This is a genomic window from Flavobacterium sp. SLB02 (genome assembly GCF_009664855.1).
Taxonomy (GTDB): Bacteria; Bacteroidota; Bacteroidia; order Flavobacteriales; family Flavobacteriaceae; genus Flavobacterium.
In genome coordinates this window covers 1,067,260-1,079,493 of sequence record NZ_CP045928.1, presented here as the reverse complement: position 1 = coordinate 1,079,493, position 12,234 = coordinate 1,067,260, and the positions used below count along the sequence as shown (strand labels likewise).

Genomic DNA, 12,234 nt, shown 5'->3' with positions numbered 1-12,234 from the left:
TTACCTGAAAGGACGATACTTGATATAGTATCGTCCTTTTTTTTGTTTTTTTTCTTTTTGTTTTTACCACGAAGGCGCTAAGACACAAAGTTTTTTTTAGTAACTATTACGCATATTGTTGTCATTTCGAGGAACGAGAAATCACACTCGAAACTCCGCTCCTAAAAGCACCAATCTTTGTCGAATTACTATTGTGATTTCTCCCTTCGCTCGAAATGACAGACTTTGTTATTATAACACACCTTACAATAAACAATAATTTAAACAATGCTTTTATTACAAAATAAGATATATTTGTAAGTCTTAAAAATCATCAAAAACCACACACAAATCGTTAAAATTAAAAACGAAATAAGATCTATTAAGCCAAACATTATAAGTATGACAAAAAAACTATTTACTCTTCAAATAAAAAATTTACACACAAATTCATAAAGAAATAATTACCATTTTAAATTCCTATTTTTCGTTAACCAACACTAATGGAATCAAGCACTTACAAACAACAAAAATTATGAGAAAAATTAAAGTGATAGCATTATTTATGCTATTCATTGTCATCGCCGCATTTAAAATTGAAAGTAGTAGTATTGAAGGTTTACAAATTAAATTTAGAAAAGTTTCAGAAGATTATATGAGACCAGGTCTGCCAAATGGTCCCATAATCTCAATGCCAATAGAAGCAGCAGAAGGAATGAAGTTTGTAAAACTGAAACTTACTTTGAGAAACGAAGGCGAAAAAGATTGCATTTTCGATTTCGAAAATGTTTACATTTCAACAGAAAAGGATAGTTTATATCGATTTTTGAAGTTTCAGGCCTATTTTACCGGTACGAAAACCAAAATAAAACCCAAAAAAGAAATTGATAGAATTGTATTATTTGAATTTCCTGATAACGCAAAACCTAAAGAATTATTTATTGAAGATAAAAGGTATAAAATTATTGAAGAGAAATAAACTTAATATTACGCCGGCTAGGATAAGTGTCTCAATCGTGAACTTATAAATGTTTAGTCTTCATTTTTAGTGATTACCAAAAACTATATACATTCTTAGGAATGCAAATTTAAAATTTGCCTAAAAGGGCAGTTCTTCTTTAATTGGAGGGACTGTCCTTTTTTTTGTTTAATAAATTCGGGTAAAAATACGTGCTTATTGAGATAGTTAAATTAATATTTTTGATAAAACATCAATAACTTAAACTACTAAAAAAGAATAAAAAAGAATGGCAAAATTTATATGACATTTTGTACAAGATTCACTCAGATTTCTTAATGGCATATCCAACATATAAAAATGGAAAAAATAAAAAAATTAGGAATGATGCAGAAAGTGAAGTTGACAGTTCGATTCATCTAGCAGATATGCATATTAAAAACAACTGGGAAGTTTATGAACTATATACGGGAGGCCCTGAAGTTTCTAATTATGGCAGAGCAGTTATTTATGAAGAATTTTGCAGGCCTAATTATTTTGGGGGAGATTTAAACAAATTACTAAACCTGATTCAAGAAAAAATAAAAACATTGGAAGATTAAACATTATACTTAGTGAAAAATGGCCTATATACAAATGTTTTCTTTAATTGTGTGCACGAGCAAGGCACTCATGCCAACAGGAGGAAAATAAAATCGAATAATAATTTCAATGAAATTTTATTAAATAAAAAAATCGTAATCATACTTTTACTTACGTTCATTTCTTGTAATAATCAGAGAAAAGAAACCAATATGAAGATTGAAAAGAAAATTTCAAAAGAAAAAGTCGTTCAAGACATAAGTATTTTGAGAAAATGCGGTTTCTTTGAAAAATTTCATGATCTTACAAATCAAGAAGTATTTGATAAGCTCCATTTAAAAAGGATAGAAAAGTATTCAGAAATATTCGGAAAACCATACGATCCAGGTATGAATATAGATGAATTTGAACTGGCATGCCTAGATGATCATAAAATGTTTTACATGGATTTAGAAGCCGATGTTTGCCAAGAAAACAAAGTTTATGAGAATGTAATTAATTCTTTTTCTTTACTATCAAAAGGCAAATTTAATCCTGAAAATATTGACGAAAAATGGCAAACTAATTTTGGCCCGATTAAAGTTCAGTTTAAACTCAATAAAGAAATCGTAACGTTTGAACCTAAATATTCTGATGATTGGTTAGATCCTAAAATATTTGAAATTTGTATTAACAAAATTAAGACCAATAATCTAAGAATTGTTGAGTGTCTTGGAGATAGTAAATACGGATATGGGCAATGCATTTCTTTTATGAGATTAACAAAAAACGAACAAAAAATATTAGAAAAAGGATATCATTATATGTTTCGGGATTAAAGCACTTTAAAAATAAAAAAACTAGGTTTTCTAAAATTAAGGTTTTATTATTCCAATTATATTTTTAAATAAAAATAACTCAAAAAAGGTTTTCCGTAATAATTAGGTAATGATTGGTTTTAAGTTTGGTAATTATTAACCTAAATTATTTAAATTATGTCATTACCATTAGGAACAACCCGCAAGACTGGTGAAACATGTCCTGAATCAGGAGTTTGGGAAGCACAGTCTTCCCCGTCAACAACTATACCTTTAGCAAAAGGTAATCAATTTCCTCCTTACAACAATAATGCTATAACATGGAAGTTAATCCGATATGCTTAAGAGCTTTATTGTTTATTTTAAGACTTCCAGAAATGGAAGTCTTATTTATTGGAAAAATTAAGACCAAATAAAAATATCATGAAAAAATCGAATATAATACTTTTAGTTTTTGCTATTATCATTTTGGCAGCAGTTTTAACTAACCCAAGTAGTGAAGAACATAAACAAGTTGTAAAATCAGTAATAAATCAAGTTGTTCAGAATTCTATCTCAGAAAATGGGTCTGATATGGAAAAACTAGGAATTTTGTTTGGAAGTTCTTTGGCAGAAAAATTAATTGAGAATTCTGTAACCAGAGACAATTATATACTATTTTCAATTACTAAAATTACATGGCAAGGCAAAAGTAAAAGTATTGGATATGGTCTATTTGGAAATGTTTTTCTTTCTGAAAAAGTAAACAAAGCGTTCAATAATAATGAAGAAAACAACTATGAAAATACCTTAGAAACAGTTGATACTATAGCTGTCAGTGTAGACTCAATTGCTACAGAATAACCCGCGCTGTGCGAAGTCTCCCGACTTCCTACACATCGCTATATTCCATTCTTATCTAGATTTGCAATGTCTCATTGTACGTGCATGAAGTCGGGAGACTTCACACAGCATAAATAATTAAACTGGCAATTACAAAAAAATGCAAGACCAAAATTGATCCTGCATTTTTTGTAACCTGATAAATCTAAATAAAAATATATCTTTTTATACTGTCTGACGATCGTGTTTTCCTTCTTTAATTTCTTCCACCATTTTTTTATTAAAAGCGGGCAAATCATTCGGGTTTCGGCTGGTCACCAGTCCATTGTCTACGACTACTTCTGAGTCTTCCCATTGTGCTCCGGCATTTATCAAATCGTTTTTAACAGAGAAGAACGAAGTTACTTTTCGGCCTTTTAAAACATCAGCATCTACGAGAATTTGAGGCCCATGACAAATAGCCGCTACTGGTTTTTTACTTTCAAAAAAGGAACGTACAAAATTTACTGCAGCCTCGTCTCTTCTTAATAAATCAGGGTTTATAACTCCTCCCGGAAGAACCAAAGCATCGTAATTGGCTTCATTTGCCTGATCTAATACTACATCAACATTATATTCTTTGCTCCAATTACCTTCTTTCCAGGATTTGATAGTTCCAGATTTCAAACTGATAATATCTGCATTCCAACCTTGCTCTTCCAGATAGGCTTTAGGAGATGATAATTCTGATTCTTCAAAACCGTTTGTTGCTAATATGGCTATATTCTTTTTCATAATTTTAAGTATTTAAAACGTTATTAATTTTGATTTAGTTAAAATTAGTTATTTCAGACAGTCAGCTAAAACAGACCGTGTTAAACCTTTCTTTAATAAAAGTTAATTAATTGAATTTCAGATTTTTATTAAAAATAAAACTGAAATTATATAATATTCATGTCAATTTGGTTTACTATTTTATAGGATGAAAGCTTAAAGAATAATTGTATAAATTAGTTAGTACGGAATATAATGAAAAGACGTTTTTTGTTTTAAAAATAAAGTTTACTTATGAAAACAACTCCCCTAGCCCTATGGGAGGGAAAATCCTTTTTCTTGCTCCTTTAGCAAGGAAAAGATTTGGAAGGACAGCAGGAATAGCTCCTAAAAACTCAAATAAACAACTTCATTAAAAAACATCTTCTTTTCTTACAAGATTCAATTTTAACAGCGATTGCGAGAATTAATTGTTATTTTTGAATTTCTCTTTAAATATGATTCTTCAGGAAATTCAACTTTATAGCCTGATCCGTACAAAAACCAATTATAACAACATTAAAGTATGAATGTTCTACTCATTGAGGATGATAAACGCATTAGCGAATTTATTATAAAAGGTTTAGAAGAAAACAATTTTACGGTACATCTGGCTGAAACGGGCGAGATTGCAAGAGACCTGCTTCAGCACGATACCTGGGATATTATACTGATGGATATTATGCTTCCGGGAATTGATGGCATTCAGCTGACAAAAATAATGCGTTTCAAGAAAATTCATACTCCAATTTTAATGCTTAGCGCGCTTAGCGATACTGATGATAAGGTAAATGCGTTGGATTCCGGTGCGGATGATTATCTGGTAAAGCCATTTCATTTTAAGGAACTCATTTCCAGAGTAAATGCATTGACGCGCAGAACTAAATTTAATTATGATAAAGTAGAAACCTTGCATAAACTCGGAAGTTTAGCTATAAACCCAGAAGAACATAAGGTTACAGAAAATGATGTACTGATCGATTTATCTCCAAGAGAATATAAACTATTGTTGTTTTTACTTGAAAACAGAAATAAGGTCATGTCCAGAACTCAGATTTTAAACGCGGTTTGGGGCATTAATTATGATAATAATACCAATGTTGTCGATGTATATATATCGTATTTAAGAAACAAAATCGAGCAAAACCATAAATTCATCCATACCATAAAAGGAACCGGATATATTCTTAAAGAATAGTCATGAAAATACGCAATAGGTTTACCTTAATATCGTCTTTTACTTTTAGCATTGTATTTCTAATTGCTTCGGTGATTACTTACTTTTCTTTTTACAGTTATTCGGAGAAAATTATTTATAACGAACTTCAAAAAACGGGTTTGCTAACGGGGATTTTCTATCTTGAAAAAGATGAATTACCTCAGAATCAGCATTTGATCATTGGTCAGCAATTCAAAGAAAACTCACTGGAAATCATCACGCGTGTTTACAACGAAAGCAATCAGATTGTATATGGCGATAAAACAATAGATGGTAATATCAATTCCGAAAAACTGGATTATATCAGGAAGAATCGAAAGCTGAATTTTAAATCGAATCATCACTTTTACTTTGGGAGTTTTTATCATGACAATCAGGGTGATTTTGTAGTTTTTGTCAAAAAAAATGATCAGGAATTTAAAACCATTACCAACCGTTTGATGATCATTATGATTCTGGTGTTAATTAGCGGATTAATCACCATTTATATCGTGAGCCGTTTACTATCGAATCTGGCCTACAGTCCGATAAAAAATATCATCAATCAGGTCAATGAGATCGAAGCTTCTTCGCTGGATCGCCATATTACCTCGCCAAATACCAAAGATGATATTCAGGAATTGATAGAAACCTATAATAATTTGTTTAAGCGATTATCCGATACTTTTATCATCCAGAAGAACTTTATCAATTATGTTTCACACGAATTCAAAACACCTCTGACGGCCATTTCGGGAAACCTCGAAGTATTTGCACAAAAAGACAGAACCAGTGCAGAGTACAAAGAAATGTCTGAAAAAGTACTGGATAATGTCTACCAGATCGAAGATACGATCAATACCCTTATGATGCTTTCGGGACTTCGAGACAATACAGAACTCAACGAGATTTTCAGGGTTGATGAACTGGTTTGGGATATCAACGATCAATTGCCGGATGTGTATCAGTTAAAAAGCTCTCAGATACAAATTACCATCGAAATTATAAATGACAAACTCCTTTCGATTAAAGGAAACAGCAACGAGATTAAAATTGCCTTATACAACATTATAGAAAACGCCGTGAAATACTCCAGTGGAAATCCTATCAAAATAAGTCTGCTGCAAGAGGACAATCAGCTTAAAATTGTAATTGAAGATCACGGAACCGGCATTAGTGAAGAGGACTTAAAATTTATTAAACAAACCTTTTACAGAGGTAAAAACGTCAATGATATAAAAGGCAGCGGTGTTGGACTTTCGCTGGCTAATATTATCTTCAAACAAAATAATATTCACTTTAGCATTACATCCAAAAAAGACGTTGGAACGACGGTAACCTTACTATTTCCAACACTCTAATCGTTTTCTAATGTAACTCTAACTCCTTTCTAACAGACATCAAATTAGGGTTTAATATGCCGCAAGTAGCTTTGCAACATATTAAAACAAACTTAATTTGAAACGTATACTCTTAACTCTATTCGTTATTGTATCGCACAAAAGTGTGGCACAAATTGCTGCAATAAACGATACAATTGTTCTTTCCCGAACACAAGCCGAGGCGCTGTTTCTGGAAAAGAATATTTCTATTATTTCTGAAAAACTAAACATCGAGATTGCCGATGCGCAAGTGATTCAGGCAAAATTATGGCCTAACCCTACCCTTACCATTGGCGAGCTGAACCTTTGGCACAATGCTACGGCGCAAGAAGTACCTCCTCTATGGGGTAATTTTGGTAAAACATCCCAAGTTACTGCAGAGCTTGAACAACTGGTTCAAACGGCAGGAAAGCGAAAAAAGATGATCGCCATGGAAAAAGTGGGCGTTGATATCGCCAAAGAATACTTTAAAACTTTTCTTCGCAACCTTAAAATCGAGTTTCGAGGCAATCTTACTGATTTGCAATATACTCAGGCCAAGGAAGCCCTCTACAAAAAACAACTTTCCTCGATGCAAACCATGCTAAAAGGATATGGCAATCAGGTGACGCAAGGCAATATTGGCAGAGGCGAATATATCAGGCTTCAGGCATCTGAACTACAATTTTTAAAAGAAATTGCTGATTTGCGCAAAGAGAACAATTCATTGCAAAAAGAATTGAAAGTCCTGATGAATCTTCCCCCGACCAGTTTTGTCAAACTTACCGATGAGGGTTTTGTTCCTGATAATAAAAATATCGAGAATATCAACCTGGGTAATCTTATGGCTTCGGCAATAGAGAATAGACCTGATATGAAAGTAATTAAACTCGGAAATGATTATAACGATAATAAGTACAAGTACGAGAAGGCCATGCGAACCCCAGATGTAACTCTTGGTATTAGTTATGATCGCGGCGCCAGTACGATGAACGATTTTGTGGGTCTTGGTTTTGCTTTGGATCTTCCGTTTTTCAGTAGAAATCAGGGAAATATAAAAGCGGCTAAATTAGCCATCGAACAAGGTAAATTATTGACCCAGGAGAAAACAATCAGCATACAATCGGAAGTTTTACAAGCTTACCAAGATCTTATTGTAACCCAAAAACTGTATGACAGCGTAGAGGCCAATTACGAATCCGATCTGGATAAACTCCTGGAGAGTTATCGTAAAAACTTCCTGCAACGCAACACCAGCATGCTGGAATATCTTGATTTTGTTGATGCTTATCTAGACAACAAATCTATCGTGCTGAATTCTAAAAAAGACCTGAATAAAAATCTTGAAGAATTGCGCTATATCTCCGGTCAGCAAATAAATTAAACCCCAATATGATTCTCTAAAAAATAATAACAAACATAATGAAGAAACTTATTTTACTCCCTATACTTGGGTTAATGCTCCTTTACGGATGTGGCAAAAAAGAAGCAATCAAAGAAACAAAAGAGGATAAATTTTGTATCGATAAAGACTTAAAAGAAAAAATCACAATCGAACCGGTTCAAAAACGTGCCGTTAGCGAATCGATAAACCTTACCGGAAACATCACCTACAACAATGATCACGTAGTTCAGTTTAATAGCCTTGTAGAAGGGATTATTACCAAAACTACGTTCTCATTGGGAGATTATGTCAAAAAAGGACAGGTTCTGGCCGAAATAAAAAGTACAGAACTCAACAGTATGCAAGCTCAGAGTAAATCATTTCAATCGCAACTAGCCGTAGCACAACGTAATTTACAATCGGCCAAATCAATGTTTGAGGACGGAATCGCATCTCAAAAAGATTTAATGCAGGCGCAAAGCGAGCTGGATGTTTTAAAATCTTCGCTAGAGAATGTAAGGGCCAATCTGGCCATGTTTAGCGCCAGCAGTGAAAGATCTGTTTTCCTTATAAAAGCGCCAACTGAAGGTTATATCGTGGCTAAAAACATTAGTCCGGGAATGCAGATCACAGATGCCAGCGAACCGCTTTTTACCATTTCGGATTTAAAAGAAATCTGGGTTTTGGTCAATGTGTACACCAGTAACTTGAAAAACGTAAGTGAAAACATGCCCGTTGATGTAACAACTCCGGCCTATCCTGGTGAAATTTTTAAAGGAAAAATCGCCATGCTAGCCAAAGTTTTTGATGCTGAGGAGCATGTTTTAAAAGCCCGAATTGTAATGGAAAATAAAAACCTGAAACTAAAACCGGGAATGACTGCCGATATTGTGATTGATAAAAGTAAAGGCGGCGATATGCTAGCTGCCCTTCCGGCAAAAGCAGTCATTTTTGATAACAATCGCGATCATATTCTGATTTATAAAAACGATTGCACGATCGAAACCAGAGAAGTAAATCCTACTATAAAAAACAATAACTGGATTTATTTTGATAAAGGAGTTAATGAAGGTGAAATGGTGATTACTAAAAATCAGCTGTTAATTCACGAACGATTAAAAAACTAATTATCCCTAAGGGATAAACACCATACAAGACATGAAAAAATTTGTACAAGGACTGGTCGCTTTCTCGCTAAAAAACTCCCTGATCGTTTTTTTCCTGACAGCCGTATTACTAGTCGCGGGTATAGTGAGCTATATTCACACGCCCATAGAAGCTTTTCCTGATGTAACCAATACAAGGGCAAGGATTATTACACAATGGCCGGGAAGAAGCGCCGAAGAAGTAGAGAAATTCATCACACTTCCCATTTCAAAACAAATGAATACCATCCCCAAAAAAACCGAAGTTCGTTCTATTTCACTTTTCGGATTATCGGTTGTAACGGTATTGTTTGATGATGATGTTGAGGATTTTTACGCACAGCAATATGCCTCGAATCGCCTTAACGGATTAGATCTTCCCGAAGGCGCTGATGTGGATATTGAACCGCCATCCGGAGCAACGGGTGAGATATTTAGATACGTTATCAAAAGTGATTTGCCTATCAAGGAGATCAAAGCCATTCAGGATTGGGTAATCGAGAGAGAACTCGTAGCTGTTCCCGGTGTTGCCGATGTGGTGAGTTTTGGTGGTGAAGAAAAAATCTTCGAGATCAAAATCAATCCTACGCAACTCGAAAATTATAATCTCTCTGCCTTAGATGTTTACGAAGCAGTGTCTAAGAGTAACGTAAATGTTGGTGGAGACGTAATTCAGCGCGGCGATCAGGCTTATGTAGTTCGAGGAGTGGGTTTAATTGATAAGGTCAAAGATATTGGCAATATACTGATCCAAACCAAAGGATCATCGCCCATATTAGTCAAGCACGTAGCCGAGGTTTCCATATCGGCCAAACCAAGACTAGGACAAGTAGGTTTAGATGATCAGGGCGATGTGGTTGAAGGTATTGTAATTATGCTTCGCGGAGAAAATCCGGGCGAAGTCATCAAGAGATTAAAAGATCGTTTGGCAGAACTTAACGAGAGAGTGCTGCCCGATAATGTAAAAATTGTTCCCTTTATTGACCGTACCGAATTGGTAAACACAACGGTAAAAACAGTGACCAAAAACCTTGTTGAAGGTATTTTATTGGTATCACTCATCGTGTTTATTTTCCTTTACAACTGGAGAACCTCATTGATTGTAGCCTCTGTGATTCCGCTTTCGTTTTTGTTTGCCATTATCATGCTTAGAATTCAGGGATTACCAGCCAACCTGATTTCTATGGGAGCACTGGACTTTGGATTGCTGCTCGAAGGAACACTTGTCATTGTCGAACAGGTCTTTGTATCGCTCGAAAAGAAAGCGCATAAAGTAGGAATGGAACGCTTTAATAATATGAGCAAAATGGGACTTATCAAGAAAAGTGTGGGCAGTGTAGCTACTTATATTTTCTTTGCCCTGATCATCCTGATTGTGGCACTGATGCCGATTTTCTCTTTCACCAAAGTGGAAGGAAAAATGTTCTCTCCCCTGGCCTTTACTTTAAGTTATGCGCTATTAGGATCACTTATTTTATCCCTTACTTATGTTCCGGCGATGTGTAAGGTCATGCTCAGGAAAAACATAGTGGAGAAAGAAAATATGATTTCGCGTTTCTTTAGAGAAAACCTTTATAAACTCTTTAAGTGGAGCACCAAACATCGCAAAGCCACACTATATGCTTTCATTGCTTTACTGGTAGTTTGCTGCGCGAAGTTTGCTTTTTACGGTTCAGAATTCATTCCTAAACTCAATGAAGGAGCCATTTACGTAAGAGCCACTTTGCCTAACAGTATCAATCTGGATGAAGCGGTAAGGCTAACCAAGGAAATGAAAGCCAAAATAAGGAAGTTTGAAGAAGTAAAATTTGTCCTGACACAAACCGGACGACCAAATGACGGAACAGATCCAACGGGATTTTTTAATATCGAATTGCATATCGAATTAAAACATCAGGACCAGTGGAGAAGAAAGATCAGCAAAGAAGAACTAATTGCCGAGATCAAAAAAGAACTCGATGTGTATCCGGGAATTGGGTTTGGATTTAGCCAGCCTATTCAGGATAACGTAGAGGAATATGTTGCGGGAGTTAAAAGTCCGTTGGTCATTAAGATATTCGGAAATGATCTTTTTCAACTCGAGGCAATGGCTGCAAAAGTGGCCAAATCCATCAAAGATGTAAAAGGAATTGAAGATATTAATGTGTATAAAAACATTGGTTTACCTGAACTGAGAATTCAGCTTCATGACGAAAAAATGGCTCGTTACGCCATAACAACTGCCGATGCGCAAGCTGTTATTAGAATGGCCATTGGAGGTCAGGCCGCAACCAAGTTTTATGATGATGAAAAGATTTTTGATATCACCTTGCGTTTCGAGAAAGAATATCGCGACTCAAAAGAAAAGATCGAAGATATCCTGATTCCCACTATGAACGGCAAAAAAGTTCCCTTAAAAGAAATTGCTACCGTAGAATATAAAACAGGTCCAACATTTATCTATCGTGAAGGAAACAGCCGATATATTGCCGTAGGATTCAGTATCGAAGGACGAGACTTGGGAAGCACCATTGATGAAGCTCAGAAAAAAGTAGCCCAAGAAGTAAAACTCCCTAAAGAAAATGTAATGAAATGGGCAGGAGAATTTGAAAGCAAAGAAAGGGCTTCGAGACAATTGGCGATGATTGTCCCGGTTGTACTGATCTTGATTTTATGTTTACTGTATTTCAATTTCGGGAATTTCAAAGACACTTTGGTCGCAGTAAGCGCAATGCCTTACGCCTTTATTGGTGGTTTTCTATCACTTTGGGTTACAGGAACTGTATTTGGCATCTCAGCTGGAATTGGCTTTATTATTCTCTTTGGGGTCAGTGCCATTGACAGTATTGTCCTTATCGGAATCATTAAAGAAAACATGAGGGCGGGAATGCATATAAAAGATGCCATATCCAACGGAATTTATGCCCGAATTCGTCCTATTGTTATGATTGCCTTAATGGGATCCTTGGGATTATTACCTGCAGCATTATCAACAGGAATGGGCTCTGAAGTTCAAAAACCATTGGCCATTATGATCGTTGGTGGATTAATAACCTGTATGATTTTATCCTTAACGGTATTGCCACAGGTATTTTACCTGGTATATCGTAAAAAAGATTTGAGCAACACAGCATCATAATTTATCTTACTATATTTATTTTTAAAACACCTCTTGACCTATTCTTCAGAGGTGTTTTTTTTGATTATGAGCAAATTATAAAAACCAGAAATAACTGA

10 protein-coding genes are annotated in these 12,234 nt (G+C 34.8%); 9 read left to right on the top strand and 1 reads right to left on the bottom strand.

Annotation, left to right across the window (positions count from 1 at the left end):
- Positions 1-514 precede the first annotated feature (514 nt).
- The 4 genes from GIY83_RS04400 to GIY83_RS04385 all read left to right on the top strand — a co-directional run bounded on the left by GIY83_RS04400 (position 515) and on the right by GIY83_RS04385 (position 3,159).
- Positions 515-958 (top strand): hypothetical protein, encoded by a 444-nt coding sequence (locus GIY83_RS04400; protein WP_208685051.1) that lies wholly within the window; start codon positions 515-517, stop codon positions 956-958.
- Positions 959-1,275: 317 nt separating this feature from the next.
- Positions 1,276-1,539 carry a hypothetical protein gene (locus GIY83_RS04395; protein WP_208685049.1) on the top strand — a complete coding sequence of 88 codons (264 nt, stop codon included), beginning with the start codon at positions 1,276-1,278 and terminating at the stop codon, positions 1,537-1,539.
- A gap of 192 nt (positions 1,540-1,731) precedes the next feature.
- Positions 1,732-2,337, top strand: a complete 606-nt coding sequence (locus GIY83_RS04390) for a hypothetical protein (RefSeq protein WP_208685047.1) — start codon at positions 1,732-1,734, stop codon at positions 2,335-2,337.
- Positions 2,338-2,739: 402 nt separating this feature from the next.
- Positions 2,740-3,159, top strand: coding sequence for a DUF4359 domain-containing protein (locus GIY83_RS04385; RefSeq protein WP_208685046.1), 420 nt, complete (start codon positions 2,740-2,742; stop codon positions 3,157-3,159).
- Between the two features lie 204 nt (positions 3,160-3,363).
- On the opposite strand, the gene GIY83_RS04380 is transcribed toward GIY83_RS04385, so the two are convergent.
- Positions 3,364-3,912, bottom strand: coding sequence for a type 1 glutamine amidotransferase domain-containing protein (locus GIY83_RS04380; RefSeq protein ID WP_208685044.1), 549 nt, complete (start codon positions 3,910-3,912; stop codon positions 3,364-3,366).
- A 544-nt stretch (positions 3,913-4,456) separates the two neighbouring features.
- Between GIY83_RS04380 and GIY83_RS04375 the strand changes: the two genes are divergently transcribed.
- The 5 genes from GIY83_RS04375 (at position 4,457) to GIY83_RS04355 (ending at position 12,136) form a co-directional block, all read left to right on the top strand.
- The gene (locus GIY83_RS04375) at positions 4,457-5,128 is read left to right on the top strand and encodes a response regulator transcription factor (protein ID WP_208685036.1); all 672 of its coding nucleotides are present in this window, start codon (positions 4,457-4,459) and stop codon (positions 5,126-5,128) included.
- Positions 5,129-5,130: 2 nt separating this feature from the next.
- Positions 5,131-6,489 carry a HAMP domain-containing sensor histidine kinase gene (locus GIY83_RS04370; RefSeq protein WP_208685034.1) on the top strand — a complete coding sequence of 453 codons (1,359 nt, stop codon included), beginning with the start codon at positions 5,131-5,133 and terminating at the stop codon, positions 6,487-6,489.
- A 97-nt stretch (positions 6,490-6,586) separates the two neighbouring features.
- Complete coding sequence (locus GIY83_RS04365; protein ID WP_208685032.1) at positions 6,587-7,873, top strand: TolC family protein; 1,287 nt, start codon at positions 6,587-6,589, stop codon at positions 7,871-7,873.
- A gap of 38 nt (positions 7,874-7,911) precedes the next feature.
- A complete protein-coding gene (locus tag GIY83_RS04360) occupies positions 7,912-9,000 on the top strand; it encodes an efflux RND transporter periplasmic adaptor subunit (RefSeq protein WP_208685030.1) in 1,089 nt (362 codons plus the stop codon).
- A gap of 31 nt (positions 9,001-9,031) precedes the next feature.
- Complete coding sequence (locus tag GIY83_RS04355; protein WP_208685028.1) at positions 9,032-12,136, top strand: efflux RND transporter permease subunit; 3,105 nt, start codon at positions 9,032-9,034, stop codon at positions 12,134-12,136.
- Positions 12,137-12,234 lie beyond the last annotated feature (98 nt).

Excerpts from the sequence above, each read along its gene's own strand:
- GIY83_RS04400 (WP_208685051.1), top strand. The coding sequence starts at position 515 with ATGAGAAAAATTAAAGTGATAGCATTATTTATGCTATTCATTGTCATC.
- GIY83_RS04395 (WP_208685049.1), top strand. The coding sequence starts at position 1,276 with ATGGCATATCCAACATATAAAAATGGAAAAAATAAAAAAATTAGGAAT.
- GIY83_RS04390 (WP_208685047.1), top strand. The coding sequence starts at position 1,732 with ATGAAGATTGAAAAGAAAATTTCAAAAGAAAAAGTCGTTCAAGACATA.
- GIY83_RS04385 (WP_208685046.1), top strand. The coding sequence starts at position 2,740 with ATGAAAAAATCGAATATAATACTTTTAGTTTTTGCTATTATCATTTTG.
- GIY83_RS04380 (WP_208685044.1), bottom strand. The coding sequence starts at position 3,912 with ATGAAAAAGAATATAGCCATATTAGCAACAAACGGTTTTGAAGAATCA.
- GIY83_RS04375 (WP_208685036.1), top strand. The coding sequence starts at position 4,457 with ATGAATGTTCTACTCATTGAGGATGATAAACGCATTAGCGAATTTATT.
- GIY83_RS04370 (WP_208685034.1), top strand. The coding sequence starts at position 5,131 with ATGAAAATACGCAATAGGTTTACCTTAATATCGTCTTTTACTTTTAGC.
- GIY83_RS04360 (WP_208685030.1), top strand. The coding sequence starts at position 7,912 with ATGAAGAAACTTATTTTACTCCCTATACTTGGGTTAATGCTCCTTTAC.
- GIY83_RS04355 (WP_208685028.1), top strand. The coding sequence starts at position 9,032 with ATGAAAAAATTTGTACAAGGACTGGTCGCTTTCTCGCTAAAAAACTCC.